At 30.9% G+C, this 19,945-nt stretch carries 16 protein-coding genes; 9 read left to right on the top strand and 7 right to left on the bottom strand.

Annotated features, from left to right (window positions below):
• Positions 1-221 precede the first annotated feature (221 nt).
• The 8 genes from ACFQ5N_RS04375 to ACFQ5N_RS04340 all read left to right on the top strand — a co-directional run bounded on the left by ACFQ5N_RS04375 (position 222) and on the right by ACFQ5N_RS04340 (position 7,913).
• Entirely contained in the window at positions 222-1,523 is a 1,302-nt protein-coding gene (locus ACFQ5N_RS04375; RefSeq protein ID WP_386808057.1) for an Lcl C-terminal domain-containing protein, read from the top strand.
• A 209-nt stretch (positions 1,524-1,732) separates the two neighbouring features.
• The gene (locus tag ACFQ5N_RS04370) at positions 1,733-2,146 is read left to right on the top strand and encodes a hypothetical protein (RefSeq protein ID WP_386808055.1); all 414 of its coding nucleotides are present in this window, start codon (positions 1,733-1,735) and stop codon (positions 2,144-2,146) included.
• 202 nt (positions 2,147-2,348) lie between these two features.
• Complete coding sequence (locus tag ACFQ5N_RS04365) at positions 2,349-3,098, top strand: polyphosphate polymerase domain-containing protein (RefSeq protein WP_386808053.1); 750 nt, start codon at positions 2,349-2,351, stop codon at positions 3,096-3,098.
• Between the two features lie 11 nt (positions 3,099-3,109).
• Positions 3,110-3,706 carry a DUF4956 domain-containing protein gene (locus ACFQ5N_RS04360; protein WP_386808051.1) on the top strand — a complete coding sequence of 199 codons (597 nt, stop codon included), beginning with the start codon at positions 3,110-3,112 and terminating at the stop codon, positions 3,704-3,706.
• An 11-nt stretch (positions 3,707-3,717) separates the two neighbouring features.
• The gene (locus ACFQ5N_RS04355) at positions 3,718-4,422 is read left to right on the top strand and encodes a DUF2490 domain-containing protein (RefSeq protein ID WP_386808050.1); all 705 of its coding nucleotides are present in this window, start codon (positions 3,718-3,720) and stop codon (positions 4,420-4,422) included.
• Between the two features lie 138 nt (positions 4,423-4,560).
• The gene (locus tag ACFQ5N_RS04350) at positions 4,561-5,988 is read left to right on the top strand and encodes a CotH kinase family protein (protein ID WP_386808049.1); all 1,428 of its coding nucleotides are present in this window, start codon (positions 4,561-4,563) and stop codon (positions 5,986-5,988) included.
• 102 nt (positions 5,989-6,090) lie between these two features.
• The gene (locus ACFQ5N_RS04345) at positions 6,091-7,203 is read left to right on the top strand and encodes a sensor histidine kinase (protein ID WP_386808048.1); all 1,113 of its coding nucleotides are present in this window, start codon (positions 6,091-6,093) and stop codon (positions 7,201-7,203) included.
• On the top strand, positions 7,200-7,913 hold the full coding sequence (locus ACFQ5N_RS04340; RefSeq protein WP_386808047.1) for a LytR/AlgR family response regulator transcription factor: 714 nt from the start codon (positions 7,200-7,202) through the stop codon (positions 7,911-7,913). Before ACFQ5N_RS04345 ends, ACFQ5N_RS04340 begins: the two co-directional genes overlap by 4 nt.
• Here ACFQ5N_RS04340 and hflX read toward each other — a convergent pair.
• Positions 7,910-9,124: a GTPase HflX gene (gene hflX, locus ACFQ5N_RS04335; protein ID WP_386808045.1), complete on the bottom strand. Its 1,215-nt coding sequence runs from the start codon at positions 9,122-9,124 to the stop codon at positions 7,910-7,912. The two genes, ACFQ5N_RS04340 and hflX, sit on opposite strands and share 4 nt — an antisense overlap.
• 105 nt (positions 9,125-9,229) lie before the next feature.
• Between hflX and ACFQ5N_RS04330 the strand changes: the two genes are divergently transcribed.
• Positions 9,230-10,201 (top strand): endonuclease/exonuclease/phosphatase family protein, encoded by a 972-nt coding sequence (locus ACFQ5N_RS04330; RefSeq protein ID WP_386808044.1) that lies wholly within the window; start codon positions 9,230-9,232, stop codon positions 10,199-10,201.
• A gap of 54 nt (positions 10,202-10,255) precedes the next feature.
• Here ACFQ5N_RS04330 and ACFQ5N_RS04325 read toward each other — a convergent pair whose 3' ends face one another.
• The 6 genes from ACFQ5N_RS04325 to ACFQ5N_RS04300 all read right to left on the bottom strand — a co-directional run bounded on the left by ACFQ5N_RS04325 (position 10,256) and on the right by ACFQ5N_RS04300 (position 19,777).
• Positions 10,256-10,588, bottom strand: a complete 333-nt coding sequence (locus ACFQ5N_RS04325) for a hypothetical protein (RefSeq protein WP_386808042.1) — start codon at positions 10,586-10,588, stop codon at positions 10,256-10,258.
• Between the two features lie 345 nt (positions 10,589-10,933).
• The gene (locus ACFQ5N_RS04320; RefSeq protein WP_386808040.1) at positions 10,934-11,260 is read right to left on the bottom strand and encodes a hypothetical protein; all 327 of its coding nucleotides are present in this window, start codon (positions 11,258-11,260) and stop codon (positions 10,934-10,936) included.
• A 233-nt stretch (positions 11,261-11,493) separates the two neighbouring features.
• A complete protein-coding gene (locus ACFQ5N_RS04315) occupies positions 11,494-11,820 on the bottom strand; it encodes a hypothetical protein (RefSeq protein ID WP_386808038.1) in 327 nt (108 codons plus the stop codon).
• A gap of 190 nt (positions 11,821-12,010) precedes the next feature.
• Positions 12,011-14,077: a DUF5689 domain-containing protein gene (locus ACFQ5N_RS04310; protein ID WP_386808036.1), complete on the bottom strand. Its 2,067-nt coding sequence runs from the start codon at positions 14,075-14,077 to the stop codon at positions 12,011-12,013.
• 10 nt (positions 14,078-14,087) lie between these two features.
• Positions 14,088-16,853 carry a TonB-dependent receptor domain-containing protein gene (locus ACFQ5N_RS04305; protein ID WP_386808034.1) on the bottom strand — a complete coding sequence of 922 codons (2,766 nt, stop codon included), beginning with the start codon at positions 16,851-16,853 and terminating at the stop codon, positions 14,088-14,090.
• 44 nt (positions 16,854-16,897) lie between these two features.
• Positions 16,898-19,777 carry a lamin tail domain-containing protein gene (locus ACFQ5N_RS04300; protein ID WP_386808032.1) on the bottom strand — a complete coding sequence of 960 codons (2,880 nt, stop codon included), beginning with the start codon at positions 19,775-19,777 and terminating at the stop codon, positions 16,898-16,900.
• Between the last annotated feature and the right edge of the window lie 168 nt (positions 19,778-19,945).

Genomic DNA, 19,945 nt, shown 5'->3' with positions numbered 1-19,945 from the left:
ACCCTAAATGTTGGTTCTTTCTTTTTTTAAGTTCCTATTTCACTGTAATTAACAAAGTTTCATTTCTTAATCAAAAGATGTTAATTTTTGGGTTTTAAAACACAGCGCTTCATAGATAAAAACCACCTAAACGTTGATTCAAATTTTTATTTAATCCACTCTACTCTTTCTTTGTTTCATCTTAAAAAACAATTAAAATAATGACACTAAATTTAATACACATGAAAACAATGAAACTTAAAAATTTAAGCCTACTATGCCTTAGTGCATGCTTGGCATTTGCTACAATAGCTTGTGATGATGATGATGATGATACGATAACTGATGAAATAGACGGAACAGAAGAAACTACAGAAAATTTACCTGATATTTCAGGATTCCCTATTGTTGGAACTAACCAATCAAAATTCTTTAACAATACAACAGAAACCACAACGCAATCCACAGATGATGACTTTTATGGTCAAAACGCAAATTACCCAGGTACAACACCAAGTTATGAAGATAATGGAGATGGTACAGTAACCGATATGGTTACAGGGTTAATGTGGGAACAATCTTTTGACCACAACGGAGATGGCAGTATTGATGCAGATGATAAATTATCTTATGCTGATATACTAATAGTTGTAAACACAACTTCTACAGGAGGTTATACTGATTGGCGTGTACCAACAATTAAAGAAATGTATTCTCTTATGATGTTTAGCGGTCGAGATATAAGTTCTGTAGAAGGAGATGATACTACAGGTTTAATACCTTTTATCAATACCGATTACTTCGACTTTGATTATGGAGATACGGAAGCTATGGAGCGTTTAATTGATGTTCAGTGTGCTACTACAGCTGTTTACGTAAGTGACGAAGTTAGTGAAACCGTTTTTGGAGTGAACCTTGCTGATGGACGTATAAAAGGTTATGGAACTGAGATGATGGGACAAGACAAATCGTTCAATTATTTATTAGTTCGTGGACGTGAAACTTATGGTATAAATGAGTATAGCGACAATGGTGATGGTACCATTTCTGACTCTGCAACAGGTTTAATGTGGATGCAAGATGATAGTGCTGCTAGCATGGTTTGGAAAGATGCATTAAACTATGCAGAAAACTTTGAATATGCTGGGTTTAGTGATTGGCGCTTACCTGATGCAAAAGAATTACAAGGAATTATAGATTACACAAAATCTCCAGCTACAACTAATTCTGCAACTATTGATAGTGTATTTAATAGCACTGTAATTGAGAATGAAGCAGGTGAAGATGATTATCCTTGGTATTGGAGTAGTACAACCCATGAAGCAGAGTCTGATGACATGGAAGGTGGATGGGGAGTTTATTTAGCTTTCGGACGTTGTATGGGTAATATGGGAACTGATACCTGGACTGATGTTCACGGTGCAGGAGCACAACGTAGCGATCCAAAAGATGGTGACCCTACTGAATTTGAAGATGGCCATGGACCACAAGGAGATGCTATAAGAATTTTAAACTATGTGAGATTAGTACGAAATATAAATTAATAAGGTTTGGTTGATGAATGTGAAAGGCTTGTTATTCCTGGGGAGGATTACAAGCCTTTCCTTTTTTTAGAACATCTTCTATAAAAACTAGTATTCATAGATAAAATACAGCAATTCATTGATTGTTATTTCACACTTCTGCAAACTTATGTTTCTTTGAATAACGATTTAAAAATAAATAAAAAAAGCAATATTAAAAAATTCAGATTATGAGATTTAAAATGAACAAAGTATGGAAATTGGTTGTTGTAGCATTGATAATTACAACAAGCGCATGTGGGCAACAAAGAGGCGGTCAAGGCGGCGGTCAGCAAGGTGGAGGTCAACAAGGACCACCTCCAGTACCAACTGCAAAGGAAATTAAAACAATGGTAAGCAATTTAGCTGAGGAGCTCTTATTATCAGAAGAACAAGAAGAACAAGTATTAGAATTATATACAGCGCATTTTGAAGAGGTTGAAGACAAAACAAGTTCTGGAAGACCTGATAGAAGTGAAATGGAAGAATTAAAAGAAGATTTTGAAAATGATGTAAAAGATGTTTTAACTGAAGATCAACAAAAATTGTATACAACTTATCAAAAGAAAAACAGTAAAAAAAGAAAATCTAAACGAGAGATGTAAAATTTAAACCCAAAATTCACATTAAATAGAAGTGAATAATTACGTAAATTGAGGTGTTTGATTACTATCCGCTTATAAAAACCAGTTGGTTTTAATAAGCGGATTTTTTTTGCTTTTTTTTAAGACTATTTCATTGATGTAATTCCCCAATTCATTGATTTTCTTTCTTTACAAGCCTTATACTTAGTTCCTTTACACCACAATGAAACAACAAATAAAACAAGTCGTAAATAATTTAGATCCTATTTCTTTAAGCGAAATGGACGGTGTTTCTTTAATGAAAAGAACTGACACAAAATTTGTAATACATCAAAAACAATTAATTGAAGTATTAAAAACTGTCACAGATAAATATAGAGTTCTTGAAATTAATGGAAATAGATTATTAACCTATTCATCATTATACTTTGACACTGAAGACAAAAAATTTTACCACGACCATCATAATGGTAAAGTAAACAGAACAAAAGTAAGAATGCGTAAATACATGGAGTCTAACATATGTTTTCTTGAAATTAAACAAAAAGACGGAAAAGGAAAAACTACAAAATCTAGAATTCAAATTAAAGATTTTGAAACAAAACTTCCTCAAGATTTAATAGATTTTATTGACAGTAAAACCATTGAAAAAATAGACCTAAAACCTATTATATGGAACAAATTTGATCGTATTACATTGGTTAATAAACACGCCATGGAACGCCTAACCATAGATTTAAACCTTGAATTTAAAATGAATTCTTCTACAAAAGAATACCATAATTTGGTAATAGTTGAAGTAAAACAAGAACGTTTTGATAGAACTTCTCCAGTAGTAAAATCTTTAAAAGAAAAAGGTATAAACCCTTACAGCATGAGTAAATATTGTATTGGAATGACAAACATTTATCCAGATATTAAATACAATAGATTCAAAAAAAAATTAATAAAAATCAATAAAATAACAGCTTAAAACAACAATCAATGGAATTCTTAGACATCCCTTTTTTCGATGATGATTTTTTTAAAATGATCTTTCGATTTATCCTAAACTTTTTATTTTTAACCGTTATCATTCGTTTTATTTATTACCCTGATTCAAAACGAAAAGACTACGTTTTTACCTATTATTTAATTAGTATCATTGTTTTTTTCCTATGCTTTACGCTTAAAAAATACGAAATGGACATAGGTATGGCTTTAGGTTTATTTGCCATTTTTGGAATTATACGTTACCGCACAAACCCCGTAGATATAAAAGAAATGACCTATTTATTTGTAGTTATTGGTGTATCTATTATAAATGCATTGGCAAATAAAAAAATGAGCTATGCTGAAATTCTTACAGCAAATGCCATGATTATTTTTGTTTTACTTTTTATTGAAAAATACTGGGCATTAAAACAAGTAGTTTCTAAATCTGTTGTTTATGAAAATATTCAAAACATAAAACCAGAAAATTACCACTTATTAAAAGAAGATTTAGAAACAAGAACAGGATTAGAAATTAACAAAATAAAAATTGGTGATGTAGATTTTTTAAAAGACACAGCAAAGGTTACCATTTTTTATTTTAAATAAAACACTCCATTATGAAAAATAAAACAATATTAATATTATTGGCTTTCACCCTTTTTGTAGTTCAAAAAAACCAAGCTCAAGATGAAGATTTAAATGATTGGGAAAGCTGGAACTCAATAGGAATAAAATATAAGCTAAATAAAAAATGGGCTTTTGAACTAGAACAACACCTACGTTTAAAAGAAAACTTTTCAGAAATAAAAAAATACATTACCCAAGTTGGTGTACAATACAACATCACCAAAAAATTTAAAGTTGGAGCAGCTGCTAGGTACATAAGTAAAAATGACAATACCGGTAATATTCAAGGCTACGAAGACTATTTTAGATTTCATCTAGAGGCAAGTTACAAACATAAAGTTGATGATTTTACCTTTGGATATCGTTTAAGATACCAAAATAAAAATGAGTTAGGTGTTAGTCCTTCTGAAGGTGATTACGCCAACCAACACCTTCGTTTTAAAGCAAGTGTAGGTTATAACATAAAAAACTGGAAACTAGATCCAGAAGTCTCTGCTGAAATATTCAACCATTTTGAAGAAGGCGAAGAAAATGGCTTTGACAGGTATAGAATTACCGTAGGTTCAGAATATAACATGAAAGCTTACGGAAAATTAAAATTTTATTATCGCTTTAAAAAACAGCTTAATGAAACTTATCCTGAAACCAAAAACATTATTGGATTAAAATACACTTATACAATTAAAAATAAATAAGCATTACAAAAAATAAATACCTAATTATAAAAGCTATTCGTAGATAAAATAACCTAGTTCATTGATTCATTTTTCTATAAAACTAGTAACCCGTTATTTTTGTTCATTATAAAACACCACTTTAAACATAAGAATATTATGAAAAAACCAATTATTAAAATTTTAAGCATAATGTTCATCTCAACAGCATTCATATTCACAAATTGCTCTGACGATGAAACTTTCACAGATAATGGTTCTAGTTCTGGCACAACAGAAGAAACAACACCAGTAATTGATGATATAGATTTTGAGGCAACAGATTGGACTACAGAAACGCATAGTAAAGATGCCGACCCAAACTTTGATGAAGTTTTTAGCAATACTGAAGTAAAACGTTTAGATTTTGTTATTTCTGAAGAAAACTGGAACGTAATGTTGAATGACATGACAAACATTTACGGTACTTTTGGCCGTGGTAGCGGTGGATCTTCAAGTTTTTCTGATGAAGACCCTGTTTTTGTTCCTGGATCTGTTTTTTATAATGGTACCGAATGGTACAAAGTAGGTTTGCGTTTTAAAGGAAACTCAAGCTTACAAACAGCTTGGCAATCAGGAATTTTAAAATTGGCTTTTAAAATGGATTTTGATGAATATGAAGATGATTATCCGCAAATAAAAAATCAACGTTTTTATGGCTTTAAAAAATTTAGTCTTAAAAACAACTACGACGATAATTCATTATTAAGAGAAAAAGTAACAGCTGACATATTTAGAGATGCAGGATTAGCAGTTTCAAATACAGCTTTTTACACGCTATACGTTGATCACGGTAATGGTCCAGAATATTTTGGATTGTACACCTTAGTTGAAGAAGTTGACAACACCGTAATTAAAACACAATTTTCTAGTGATGATGGTAACTTATACAAACCTGAAGACTACGGATCAAGCTTTGCCTACGGAACATTTAATGAAGATGGATTTGAAAAGAAAACAAATGAAGATGATTCTGACTGGAGTGATATTCAAAGTGTGTTTACAGCCTTACACGCAACTACAAGAACAAGCGATCCTGCAACTTGGAGAGCAGGATTAGAAGCTGTTTTTGATGTTGAAACATTTTTAAATTATCTAGCAGTTAATACAGTGGTACAAAACTGGGATACGTATGGAAGAATGGAGCATAATTATTACTTATACAACAATCCAGACAACGGTTTATTAACTTGGATTCCTTGGGATAATAATGAAGCTTTACAAGACGGAAAACAAGGAGGCTCATTGAATTTAAATTTCTCTGATCTATCAAGTAATGATTGGCCTTTAATTGAATATTTATATGATGATGATGTGTACAAAGCAAAGTACGATGCTTATGTAAAAGCAACAATAGACGGTCCTTTTAATACAACTTACATTCAAGGAGTTTATGACACGTATGCAAGTTTAGTTGAAACGTATGCAACATCAGAAGTAAATGGTTATACATTTTTAAATAGCAGTAGTTCATTCTACACAGGTATATCAACATTAAAATCACATGCTGCAAGCAGAAGCACTGCAGTAAGCAATTATTTAAATTAAGTTAAATTTGGTTTGGTTATATTTGTTCGTACATCCTTATAGGGTTGGTTGTACGAACAAATTTTTTATCCAATTTTCTCTATATACTTTAGCAGAGACACAATGAAATCAACAAAGAATTTCAATAATTTTCAGCCAATAATTATTACTGCTTTTTGGGCATTATTATTTGCATCTCCACTACTATTTGGGCGATTTGAAAATGAAATAGAATGGGACCATATTTTTATAGTTTGGCTAAATTACCTACCATTGTTACTTGTTTTTATTGTAAACAGGTACATTTTATTACCAAAATTATTATTTAAAGGAAAAAAAATCGCTTATTTTTCTGCTACCTTTTTACTAATTTGCTCCATAGCTTTTAGCTTGTTTTTCTTTCATCCAAAAAACAACACACAACAAAGAAGGTTACCTCCACCACCCGAGAGAAGTCAAAATATGGACTTTCAAAGACCTGAACCACCACGGTTTAATTCAAAAGAAAGACTTCCTATGCCTTCTAACCAAAAAACACCCGATTCTATTCCGCCTTATGCAAACTTTTTAATACTTGCTATTTTATTAGTAGGTTTTGATGCCGGATTAAAAATTTCTATGCGCTGGGCAAAATTAGAACAGGAGAAAATGAAACTTCAAACTGAAAATATTGAAAATCAACTTGCTATACTAAAAAACCAAGTAAGTCCCCACTTTTTCATGAATACCTTAAACAATATTCATGCGCTGGTTGATATTGATACTGATGAAGCCAAAAAAGCAATCATTAAATTGTCAAATCTTATGCGTCATTTACTTTATGATTCTGAAGAAAAAATGACTCCAATTAAAAAGGAAATTGAATTTATTGAAAGTTATATTGAATTAATGCGCCTTCGTTTTTCAAATAAGGTGAAAATTAATGTTGAAATTCCTTCAGAAATTCCACATAAATTTATTGCACCATTGCTGTTTACTTCATTATTAGAAAACGCTTTTAAACACGGAATTAGCTATCACACAACATCTTTCATAAATTTAGCGCTGTCTTTTAATAAAAATAACCTGAATTTTATAATTGAAAACAGCAATCACCCCAAAAAAGATGAAGCAGCTTCAGGTATTGGAGTTGAAAATACAAAGAAACGTTTAGATCTTATCTACAAAAATAAATATACCTTAGTGGTTGATCAAAACGAAAAAATATATCGTGTAAATTTAACTGTTCCAATATGATAACTTGTATAGCAATTGATGACGAGCCTTTAGCTTTAAGACAAATAACAACATATATTGAAAAAACACCTTTTTTAGACTTAAAAGATTGTTTTGAAGGTCCTATTGATGCTATTACATACTTACAAACACACACCATTGATTTAATGTTTGTTGATATTAATATGCCAGATATTAATGGTTTAGATTTTGTAAAATCATTAGAAAATCCACCAAAAATAATTTTTACAACGGCTTATAGCGAATATGCCGTAGAAGGATTTAGAGTAGATGCTATTGACTATTTATTGAAACCTATAGATTATGCTACTTTTTTAAAAGCTTCAAACAAGGCAAAATCTTGGTTTGATGTTCATGAAAAACAACCCGAACAGCTTCAAAGTAATGAAGATTTTTTGTTTATAAAATCTGAATACAAAATTGTACGCATAAAACTAGATGATATTAAATATATTGAAGGTATGCGCGAATATATTCGTATTCACTTAGCTAATGACAAGCCTATTATGACACTTTTAAGCATGAAAGCTATGGAAGCTCAATTAGCAAACAAAAACTTTATGCGTGTTCATCGTTCATATATTGTGAATTTAAATAAAATTTCAACTATTGAACGTAACAGAATTATTTTTGACAAAGTATATATTCCGGTAAGCGACCAGTATAAAGAGAAATTTCAGCAATTTGTTGAAAAAAACTTTTTATCCTAGCTATCCTCTTCAGTATACTCTTGGTATAAAAAGTCGTTGTAAGGAAAACGTGTAATGTGAATTTTTTTAATTTCTTCAAACACTTTTTCTTTAAAATCCTCTAAGTTTTCTTTATTTAAAGCAGAAATAAACAAACACTTATTGTCCATTTTATTCATCCAAGTTTTCTCCCAATCAGCTAAAGTATAGTGCATTTTAGATTTTTCGGTAACCAAATCGTCACTTTCAATAGTTTCGTGTTTATACGCGTCAATTTTATTGAAAACCATAATGGTAGGTTTATCAGCACTTTTAATTTCGTCTAAAATTTTATTTACTGAAGCAATATGATCTTCAAAATTAGCGTGCGAAATATCAACTACGTGCAATAATAAATCAGCCTCACGAACTTCATCTAGTGTAGATTTAAAAGATTCTACCAATTGTGTAGGAAGCTTTCTAATAAACCCAACCGTATCAGTTAACAAAAACGGAATGTTTTTTATAACAACCTTTCTAACTGTTGTGTCTAATGTAGCAAACAACTTGTTTTCAGCAAAAACATCACTTTTACTAACTACATTCATTAGTGTAGATTTCCCAACATTTGTATAACCTACTAAAGCCACACGCACCATTTTTCCACGGTTTTTGCGCTGTACAGCCATTTGCTTATCAATCACTTTTAATTTCTTTTTCAATAAAGAAATTTTATCACGAATAATACGTCTATCTGTTTCAATCTCTGTTTCACCCGGACCTCTTAAACCAATTCCCCCTTTTTGACGTTCAAGGTGTGTCCATAAACGAGTTAAACGCGGCAATAAATATTGGCATTGAGCCAATTCAACTTGCGTACGTGCATAACTTGTTTGTGCGCGGCGCGCAAAAATATCTAAAATTAAATTGGTTCTATCTAATACCTTACAGTCTAATACTTTTTCAATATTTCTTAGTTGAGACGATGATAATTCATCATCAAAAATAGCAGTTTCAATATGATGCGCTTCCATATACGAACGCACTTCATCTAACTTCCCAGCACCAATAAAGGTTTTAGGATGTGGCATTTCTAATTTTTGCGTAAATTTCTTTACCGCTTGTCCTCCTGCAGTTAGTGTCAAAAACTCCAATTCATCTAAATATTCATTAGATTGTTGCTCATCTTGGTGCTGTGTAACAACACCAATTAAAACGGCTTTTTCAGAGGACACTTTTCTTTCTTCAATCATATTTTTATGTGCTTTTACAGTCTGTATTTTTCAAGAATGCTTTGCAAAGATACAAATACAATGTTTAATTCTAATTTTGTATTTTCGAGTTTCTAAAAATAACACATGTTTTCATATTTCAAATCTCCAGGGAAAATTAACAATGCTTATACCATAGCATTTTATAACCTTGAAAATTTATTCGACACAAAGAACGATCCAAAAATTTTAGACGATGATTTCACTCCAAAAGGCAAAAAAAATTGGAATCCAAAACGTTATAAAAATAAAATTAAAAAACTTGGAAATGTAATTACGCAATTAGGAACTAAAAAATCTTACTATTCACCTGCAATAGTTGGTGTTGTTGAAGTTGAAAACGACACTGTTTTAAAAGATTTAGTAAACAATAGCGCCTTAAAAAACCACAATTATGGTTTTGTACACTATGACTCTCCAGACGAAAGAGGTATTGATGTAGCTTTATTGTACAAAAAAGAATTATTTGAATTAATTAGTTCAGAAACTTTTCCTTTATATGTAAATGGTAGCAACGGAGAAAGAGATTACACCCGAGACGTGTTATTGGTAAAAGGAAATTTAAATGGTGAGCTTATGCACGTATTAGTAAACCATTGGCCTTCAAGAAGAAGTGGTTTTGATGAAACTGAAGAAAAAAGAATAAAAGCAGCCGAATTGGTTTATAAAATATCTGAAAATATAACTGCCGAAACTCCAAATGCGAAAATAATTATTATGGGTGATTTTAACGACGACCCAACAAGCACAAGCGTAAAAAAACATTTGGTAAATAACACGTTTTACAACCCAATGGAACGTTTAATTAACACAGGAAATGGTACTTTAAATTACAAAGGAACTTGGCATTTATTTGATCAAATTATCTTTTCAAAAAACTTTTTTAACCTTGAAGAAAATACGCACACGTTTAAATACGCTGAAGTTTTTGACAAGCATTTTTTAAAAGAATGGAAAGGAAAATATAAAGGAAACCCTTTTAGAACCTATATTGGAAAATGGTATCAAAGTGGATTTAGTGATCATTTTCCCGTGCATGTGTATTTAAAAAAGTATTAAAAAAAGCTCAAACTTAACAAGTTTGAGCTTTAATTTTTAAATATGCATTTCATATTATGCCCTTTTTACTTTCAATGACATTGTAAATATTTTATCTCGTTCGCCAGGATTTTGAATTCTTTTTCTATTCAAATTTTCACGAACATAATTTAAAATATCAGGATTTACAGAATCAACCGACAATACAACAATTTCTCCTTCTGAATTAAATGTAAACGAAATCATAGTATTTATTTCATTTTTTATTTCAAACTCAGGAGTAGTTAACAGTTCAACAATTTGTGTTCTAATTTCTTTTTTTGGTTTTTCTGAAGGAACATCATTTGAAGCGAATAAACTAGCTGTTCCAAATACGAAGGCAATTGCCAATAATTTAAATTTTCTCATAATTAATAGATTTTGGTTAAAAGTTTTGTTTTTGTTATTTCAAATGTATGCCTAATTTAAGCTCATAACATTTTTCTAAAACTGATTAACAATTGTTTAACCCATCATTTTTTCAAAAAAACTCAAAAAATATTCTTCAAAAAACAAGAAAAACATCTAACTAATTGTTTTTCAACCATATAAGAAGGTGTAAAAAATATTAAATAGTCTTATTTTTACAATAAAAATTAACTTAAATTATGTTAAAATGTGTTTTTAGGGCTATTTTACTTAAAACAGAAACGCACCTTAATTATTTATAAAAGAAGTATTTACAAGAAAAATAGTGGCAATAAAAAATAGTAACTACTTTTTACAAAGATAAATTTCCTGAATCTCAAGTTCATTTAATTTAAATTTAGCAGTTTTCCCATCTAAAGAACATCCTACCATTAAGTTATCTAACTTTTTTGCTGTGGTTGAAGTAATTTTATGAGTACCGTATAGCTGATTGTCTATATAAATTAACTTACAAAATGTAAATTTTTTGTCCCACATAAGTACTTTTACCTTTTGCTTAGCAGCAATTGCTTCTTCTAAGGTTACTTTTTGTGTGTGGTACACTTTGCAACCTTGAAATAATAGTACTGCAAATACTAAAATAAAACATTTGAAAAAGAATGTTACTTTCACTTTTTACAAATTGAAATTGAAAGCAATAGAAATAAAGAAAGTACCAAAAAAAGTAAACAACTATTAATTTAGCACCAATAGCAACAGAAGAATAACCAATCTTCAGTAGTGTATTAAATTGATTATTAAGTTACTAAAAAAAATAAACATTTACAATTTAATTTTTGTAAATATTGTGCAAAAAAAAAGCTCAAACCCTTAAGGTTTGAGCTTTTTTAACTTTGGTCTGGTATTTATTTTATTACAATTGGCATTGTAAAATTTCTGTTTGCTCTTCCTGGATTAACTAACACTTTGCTGTTAATGTTCTCACGAATAAAAGCTAAAACTTGTGGATTTGTAGAGTTTACTTTTTTAACAATAATTTCACCTGATGTACTAAATGTAAAAGTTACATTAACTGTTACTTCACTATCAATAGTATGGTTAGCATCTTGTACTAATTCAACTATTTGTTGTCTAATCTCATCTTTTGAAACTTCTGGGTTTATTATATTATTTGCAAATAAACTTGATACTCCAAATACTAAGGCAATTGCCATTAATTTAAATTTATTCATCTTTTTTATATTTAAAATTGTTACTTTAATTTAATACTCAAATTTACGGTAATTTTACATTGAAATTCACCTTCATGAATTTTTCACAACTTTGAATCAAAAAATTAAGTTTATTGCGTTATTGACAACAATTAAATGATTTATTTAGTTAAAAATACCATATACTTTAAAAATACCTAATAAAATTATGTTATCTATAATTTGGAGAAAAGTCATTTGGAGCGTTTTTCGGCGTATTTGGGTATAGAACCAATAAATTATTTGCATTTGTTGAAACCGTCCATTCACTAATTTCAAACTTATTATTTGAATTATTTACCTCTAAATTACGAAAAGCACTTCCATCTAAATATTCCCAACTTGTACCATTTCCATCTTCACCAACTACACCATATATATCAATAGTATTTCCCGAGCTATCAACCAATTCATAAACATCATCTCCATTTCCAGAAATATATGTAGATTCTATGGTTGGCGTTATTCCAAAAACACTTGCAAAACCGGTATTAGCAATTATCACAAAACCACCTGAAGAAATTACAACTCCGCTTAAATCTATTGGAGTTCCTGAGACTGATGTAGCTCCATTTGTATATTTATTCAATTTCCAACCTGTTAAATTAATTGCTGAAGCTGTAGCGTTATACAATTCAACAAAACGCGCTGTTGTACTATTTTTAGGATCGGCAACTTCTGTAATTAAAACTTCTGGGATAATTACAGGGCAAACTTCATAAGGTTCTGTAAAATCAACATCACTAATCGCTCTTATTTCAATTGCTGAAGTTAACACACCCGTAATTGCCCCGTGACCTTCAGGAAATAGTTGATTGGCAAACAGTGCGTTTCCATTAGTAAAAACTGATATTTTATTTGATTCGTTACAAGTTTCTAAAATTCTAACACCATCATCAGTTCCTGAAAAGTAAGCAAAAGCTGATCCTAATTCACTTTCTACCAATTGTACATTTATAACTTTTACTAAAGTACTTTCATATTGTTCTGCTACCACTTCTGAAATTAACAATTCTTTAGGTTTCAATTCAAAATTTTCACCACTATTATATAAGTAAGTTTCAACGGCATCGGCATTTATTTCAACAACCTCATTTTTCTTTGGAAATCCAACAGTTAAAATACCTTCATTTTTATTCATATATAAGGAGTTTAACTTTACAAAAACTTTATCGCCTAAAGCATAGTCTTCATAAATCATCTCTTTATCAATTAATAACTGAATTCCAGCAGAAGGATTTTCAACAGCGTCTTGAAGCACCAACTTATTTTCAAAATTACCTTGCTCATCACTTGAAATTACATAACCTTCAATAATATATGGTGCAGAAACTCCAAACTCAAACAAACCACTTTCATACAATTCTCTTACCTCCTTTATTGTAATTGTTGGTGTGAATGCATTTGAATAATCACAACGTGGTTCAGAAAAATTCAAATCTTTTGAGTCTCTAACATACAATTGAAAATCATCGTAATAATTACTCAATATTGCAGTAATACTTCCTTTTCCTTCAGGTAATAATTCATTTTTAAAATCGGAATAACCACTATTGCGAACAATTACATTTCCTGTAAAACCACAATTGCTATTAAAACTTTCAAGTGTGCGGTCTACGGTTAAAGAGTTGTTTAAATTAGCATATGAATTTCCCAACGCATTACTACTAAATTGCACATTATCTATTTGAATAAGCATCTCTAAAAAATCCTCATTTAATTCTGAAATTTTCACCAATTTAGGTACAATTTCAGCAACCTCACAAGACCTTACAATTCGGTTTTTCACATCTGTTGAAGGAATTCTATCTAACTCCTTTCCATTTGCAACTCCAATTTGAAAACTACCGTAACTATAGCCAACCGCCAAACCTTTTAACTTTACATAAATTTTTCTACCAACATTATACGTTGTGTATAAATCTGTTTGATCTATTGCTAGTTTTATGGCTGCCGTAGGATTTTCAGCTTTATCTTGAATGGAAATTGTTTTATAAATATTACCAGCCTCGTCATTTGAAACAACATAACCTTCAATAATAACCTCTTCCTCAATTTCAGTTGCTCCACCAAAATAATACATTTCTTTTACTTGTTGAATGGTGTTTGTCACCGTAATTTCTGGCGAAACACAATCTACATTTGGTGTAAAAAAATCTGAATCTTTCACACACCCTGAAAAAAGGCTCACTACTAGCGCTATTTTCACATAGTTTTTAATTTTTAAATATTGTTTCATAGCTATATTTTTAAAATCTCATATATACATTTACATAGTACGAAGCTTTGTTTCCATACCAATATTTTGGACCAAAAATGGGCTTCTCCAATTGTTTATCTTGCTTTAACTCTGGATAATTTGCATTTCGAGACTGCTCAAAACCTCCCGTTTTAAATAACGCTCCTAAAACATTGTTTACTCCAATAAAAAAACCAACATATTTTTGATTTATAAACCAAGATTTACCACCAACCATATTCACTAAAAAAGCATCATTAAAACGTTCTTGCGCTAACAATAATTTTACTTGTTCTTGGGTTACCTCAACTCCGGTTTCATCATCTACAAACGGAACACCATCAGCATCTAAATAAAAATTATCGGTTCGTAATAAAGGAGAAATATCTAAATAATTATGCGTTAACAAATTGGCATTCATTTGAAACCACCAATATTTTGGATCTCGATACTCAAAACCCAAAGAATAAGCTCTTTGAGGTGTTCCGGCAACACGATAATCTTTTAAATAAGCGGTTCCAAAATCACTCTCCAATTCCAAAAAACTTTCTGATTGCAAATACAAATGCGGATTGTTACTATACGTGAATTGCCCAAAAGATCCTGCAGCCAAAACACTAATTGTAGATGTTGCTTGGTAACGTGCACTTAACTCAGCTCCCAAATGAAGTTTATCAACACCAGTTACGATTTCATTTACAAAATCTGCTTGGTCACCACGTAAACCTTCAGCAAAAAAGAACCCTGTTTCAATAGCATTGCGAAACTGCGTATAAAACCCCGTAAGCCTTCCTTGCAACTTTGGTGAACGGTATAAATAAGTAACATCAGCTGTGAGTGTTTTCTCACTTTTTAAATTTGGAGTACTATTATTATTGACTCGTGAGTTAGAAAATGAATTTCTAATAGTAGGTGCATTTGACAAATAACCAGCATTTAAACTCAATAAATTCCTACCATTAAATTTATATGTAATCCCAGCTTTTGCACTAATATCTACAAAAGATTGTTTTGCGCTTTTTCCCAATGAGTTATCTGGATAACGTCCATTTTTATAAAATCCTTCTCGCTGGTAATTCGTGTTTTCAAAATGAATACTTGCAAAATAATCCACTTTTTTACCCACATTTTGAACTTGGGCAAAAGCACCTAAAACCGAAGCATTTATAGTATATTTATATTGAAATTGATCGCCTTCAAAAATACTACGATTTGGGTTATTTAAATCGTTTTGCCGTGCATCACCTTGCGAATACTGATCTAAATCAACAAACTCATTTCCACCTAATAAATCTAACATTTCAGCAAAGTTTTTTGAAGTTAAATTACGGTATGAAACGCCCGCATTTATATTCATACTATCTGACAGATTTGAATTTACTATAGAGCTGAATGAAAACTGCGTATCATCTACACTGTCTTCATAAACGTAATACAATGCATTTCCTTTGTCTGAGTTTACTTCATACAAATTAGCCCAATTTAGTTGGCCATTATTTAAAAACTCTTGCTCAGATAAATAAGCGTTGCCATAATCTAAATCATCTTCATATCGCAAATAATTACTAGGCAAATATTTCCAATATGTAGGATCTGGATTTGGTGCGTTAAAATACCCCAATCTACTATTTCCTATATGTCCAAATTGATACGAAACAGTGGTGTTTATTGAGATTTTATTTATATCAAAAAAATGACTTAACATAACAACAGGCTCTACAATTTCTTTCATTCTTGAATTGCGTTTATCACCTTCTTGATTTCCCCAATACGAATTGTATTGATACCCTTTTAAATCAAATACTTCTTGTGTGTTTGGCGACGATTTTCCTCGCCTATTTGAAGCTACAAAAGCCGTTAAATTAAAACTATGATGTGCATTCAATCTTTTTTCAGTAGCAAAAAACCCTGACCACGCGTTGTATGAAGCACCTTCAAAATAACCTTCTTGCGCAAACCTATAGGATCCTGAAGCTACAAACGCCCAATTATTTTCATTTAAACCAGATGCATACGTTGCCATTACGCGCCCTGCATAACTTCTATTTGTTGATGAAACAGAAACCTTTATTCCTTTTTGATGATCTGAAGCTCGCGTACTAAAATTAGTAGACCCTAAAACACCTCCAAAAGAATACGCCGCTGGCGCTAATCCTGTTGTAAATTCCTGATTTCGAAACGCATCATTTAAACCTCCCCAATTTCCCCATTGAGGTCTGCCATCATACAATTTATTCATTTCAACACCATTAATTGAAATAGTTCCTAAACTTGAATCGTACCCACGAATCTTAAACCAAGCCTGACTAAAATTAAATGCTGCTGCGCTTAAATACACATCTTTTGAAGATTGAAACAAACCAGAAACATAGGCTGAACTTTGGTTGCTATCATCAAAAAAATCATCATCAGACAAAGAAATAATACTCTTATCAACAAAGTCAACTGTGGCTACATTTAAATAAATAACACCTAAGTTATACGGCTTATTTTCTTCTACTAATATTGAAATATTTTGAGGTTGATAGCCTTCTAAAAACAGCTGTAAAATATACGTTCCCGTTGAAATGCCTTCAATTTTAAATTCACCTAAATCATTTGTTTTAGTTAAAAAAAGATGGTCTAATATTTTTACTGAAACACCTTGTAAAGGCGTTTCAGTATTTGCTGCTACAATTTTTCCTTTAATAGAATTCTCTGCTTGTGCAAGCGCATTAAAAACACACATCAAACAGACAATAGTAGCAATACCTATTGTTTTTGTTTGCTTTTTCATATTTATCTTTTTCATAAAAATTAAGAACACAACTAATTCTTAATTCATTTTTTTAATAGCTTTTTTTGAATCATTTTATGATTTGATAATTGAACTCTTACAAAGTAAATTGAACTTGCTAAAGCTGCTAAATCAACAATTTTTTCATTGGTTTCCCCTTCAAAATCAATCAATTTTCTTCCTAATAAATCAACAATCTGAATATGTTCCATATAAACATTTTCTAACGTAGAAAATTCTAATTTTTCGTTTTCTATAATTGAAATAGATAATAAATTTAAAGGAACCTCATCCTCAATTCCTAAAACCTCTTCTTTGAAAAAACGAATTTTAAAACGCTTGTTAAACGTTCCAACTTCAGAAGTAAAAAAATAACTAGACTCTGACAAATTATGAGATTTCCCTGTCACTTGATCTTCAACATATACAGTTAATGCCGTTAAAAAATCACCTTCAATTTTAGCTATGGATAATTCATATGTAATTGGCTGCTCTATAGAGGTGTCAAACCCTAAAACAAACTCTTCATTTACATTCAACTTTTCTTTTGACTTTCCTTGAATAGCCAATTTACTTTCACTTCCTTCAACAGTTGAATAAATTGAAGCATATAATTTAGACGATGAATTTCTAACCGTATCGTAAAAAGGTGTATCCAACTCATTTGTAGCTCCATCAACATAACCAACCAAGGCCTGACTAAACAAACCTCCTTCAGCAGTTAAATTTAACCACAACCTATTGGTATTTTCAATCTCCTTACTATTTTTATCCAACTTAAAAAACTGATTGTTATGCTGTTGCACTCGCATTGCATTGTTAAAAATTACGTTTCCTTTGTAAATACCTGCGGAAGCGGTACTAACGGCTTGAGCATTATTTGAAAACGACATAAAAAATCCTTGACAAGAAGGTATAAATCGCTCAGGAATTTGACTATCGCCTCCGGCGGAAATTGAACCAGTCCCATTAATTACTGCATAATCAGACTGTGAAAAATTGTATTGATCATTTCCATTCGCTGTATTTGAAGGCGGTGTATTTTGAGACCACAAATAAATTGCTCCGTCTAAAACACCCGAAGGATTGGAAATTGAATTGTACACATTTTCACTAAAAAAAGCATCAACATCAATTGCAGAAGGATACGGATTTCCAATAAAATTCCAATTCACATCATTTTTTTCGGTATCATTTCTATAAGCAGGAACTGTTATAACACCGTTATTAAATGCACCAAAAAACACACATTCATATTGCTGGCCAGCGTGCGTAAATTTATTGGGTGTATAGGTTGCCGCATAACCAACACCAGGGATCATTAAATCTGTAGCCTTTACGTATTGCCAATCATCTCCATTATCATCAACATTATCCTGTCCACTTACTGCAGCATTGTTATTATTATTTTCAGCAAAAGCATCTAACCAGTTTTGAGCTTTAAACCAAAATCTTCTACTTTCTGCTGCATTTACAAGCGTATTTCCAATAATTGCACTTGTTACCGGACTGCTCCAATACGTATATTCGTACCAAGCATTAATGGGTGCTGCTGTTTTTTGTACACTTGCAGTTCCATTATCTAAAATTTGAAAACTAGCTAAGTTATTCGTTTGTAAAAAAGCTGCTGCTGTTTCAACAATTAAATCTCCTTTTATTTCAACATTATTTTGAACCTCAATAAAAGTTGAATTGGCAATTGTTAAAATGGCATTTTCTTCAACCAATAAAGAGCAAGCATTAAAACTTGTATTGGAAGAAGTATTGTACGACTGATTTACAATTGCTGTTGTGTATTTATTTGGCATACCATTACTCCAAGCCATTCCGTTCCAAATAGAAGTTTTAGAATTAGAACATACATATCCGCAATCTCCAAAATAGGATCCTAAATTAGAAAAATCATCTACACTCAATTCATCCCATTCTAATTCATCAAATAGCACCGAAGGCTCTTTTACAACAAGTTTTCTTTTAAAACCTTTATCTTCTCCAAAATTTGTAGGATCGCCAATTACACCAACCACATCTATAATACTAGTAGCATTAGCTAAAGCAACAGCATCATTTCCATTAAATTTTAACGAATTGGTAGACTGACTTTCAACAACTCCAATTGCAGCTGAACTATGCGACAATATAAAAACTCCGTAAGGCTCAATACTTCCAACCAAATCAATTGTTGATGAAGAATTACTTCCATTGTAAAAAATTTGAATTGAATAATTATTGGTAAGTAGTATTTGAGCATTTGTAGGGTTGTAAATTTCTATATATTTATTGAAGGAACTTCCTTCCATATATTCTGAAATAATAAGCTCAGAACAATTGTTTACCAATTCAGCATTTAATGTGAAATTTGTTAAATTAAACGGGCTAACACCACTTGCGCTTGTAACCCAATTCGCTATTTTATTTACCTCAACAGCAAATTCACCAGCGGTTTTTCCATCTCTCACACCAAAATATTTTCCATCATCACTATTCAACAAAACATAATTTGAAAATCCATTAGGAAAAGTACCCATAACACTCGCATCTTTAGCAACAGCGTGTAAAAAAGTGGTTACATTTCCTACAGAAGTTCCTTGATATGCAATTAAACCATCACCACTATCTGCTAATTGAATATCTCCATCAGCAGTAACATTAAAATTTGAAGTATTTACAGAATATGAAATAGCTGTTCCGGCCAAAACACCTCCGACAGGAACCGTATATAGAATTGTACCTTCACCAGCACCAATAGTATTATCACCATCAGCTTCTTCATCTGTAAAATAAATTTCAGTTCCAGCATCTAAATCAACGAAAGTAACAAACACAAAATCTTCTGAAGGAGTATCTATTCCAATTATAGAAATATCTCCTTCAAAAAGTATGGTTTGTCCGTAGCCAAAAAGAAATGCGCACAGTGAAAACACTGTACAAAAGAGCGATTTATTTAACATAGCAATTATTAATTTTACGCTTATACTCAATAAAATTAAATTTTAATTCAATAAAACTTACTGATATTTATCATAAACACATCAAATTCATTGTTTCACCTATGAAAAATACAATTTCACATATATTCAAACATTGTTTGT

This window comes from Lutibacter holmesii, assembly GCF_042679665.1.
Lineage (GTDB): Bacteria > Bacteroidota > Bacteroidia > Flavobacteriales > Flavobacteriaceae > Lutibacter > Lutibacter holmesii.
Note: the sequence above shows the minus strand (reverse complement) of the source record. Positions and strands in the feature narration are given on the sequence as shown.

Coding starts and splice junctions, on each gene's coding strand:
- ACFQ5N_RS04370 (WP_386808055.1), top strand. CDS start 1,733: ATGAGATTTAAAATGAACAAAGTATGGAAATTGGTTGTTGTAGCATTG.
- hflX (WP_386808045.1), bottom strand. CDS start 9,124: ATGATTGAAGAAAGAAAAGTGTCCTCTGAAAAAGCCGTTTTAATTGGT.
- ACFQ5N_RS04340 (WP_386808047.1), top strand. CDS start 7,200: ATGATAACTTGTATAGCAATTGATGACGAGCCTTTAGCTTTAAGACAA.
- ACFQ5N_RS04325 (WP_386808042.1), bottom strand. CDS start 10,588: ATGAGAAAATTTAAATTATTGGCAATTGCCTTCGTATTTGGAACAGCT.
- ACFQ5N_RS04360 (WP_386808051.1), top strand. CDS start 3,110: ATGGAATTCTTAGACATCCCTTTTTTCGATGATGATTTTTTTAAAATG.
- ACFQ5N_RS04375 (WP_386808057.1), top strand. CDS start 222: ATGAAAACAATGAAACTTAAAAATTTAAGCCTACTATGCCTTAGTGCA.
- ACFQ5N_RS04310 (WP_386808036.1), bottom strand. CDS start 14,077: ATGAAACAATATTTAAAAATTAAAAACTATGTGAAAATAGCGCTAGTA.
- ACFQ5N_RS04315 (WP_386808038.1), bottom strand. CDS start 11,820: ATGAATAAATTTAAATTAATGGCAATTGCCTTAGTATTTGGAGTATCA.
- ACFQ5N_RS04365 (WP_386808053.1), top strand. CDS start 2,349: ATGAAACAACAAATAAAACAAGTCGTAAATAATTTAGATCCTATTTCT.
- ACFQ5N_RS04330 (WP_386808044.1), top strand. CDS start 9,230: ATGTTTTCATATTTCAAATCTCCAGGGAAAATTAACAATGCTTATACC.
- ACFQ5N_RS04345 (WP_386808048.1), top strand. CDS start 6,091: ATGAAATCAACAAAGAATTTCAATAATTTTCAGCCAATAATTATTACT.
- ACFQ5N_RS04350 (WP_386808049.1), top strand. CDS start 4,561: ATGAAAAAACCAATTATTAAAATTTTAAGCATAATGTTCATCTCAACA.
- ACFQ5N_RS04305 (WP_386808034.1), bottom strand. CDS start 16,853: ATGAAAAAGCAAACAAAAACAATAGGTATTGCTACTATTGTCTGTTTG.
- ACFQ5N_RS04355 (WP_386808050.1), top strand. CDS start 3,718: ATGAAAAATAAAACAATATTAATATTATTGGCTTTCACCCTTTTTGTA.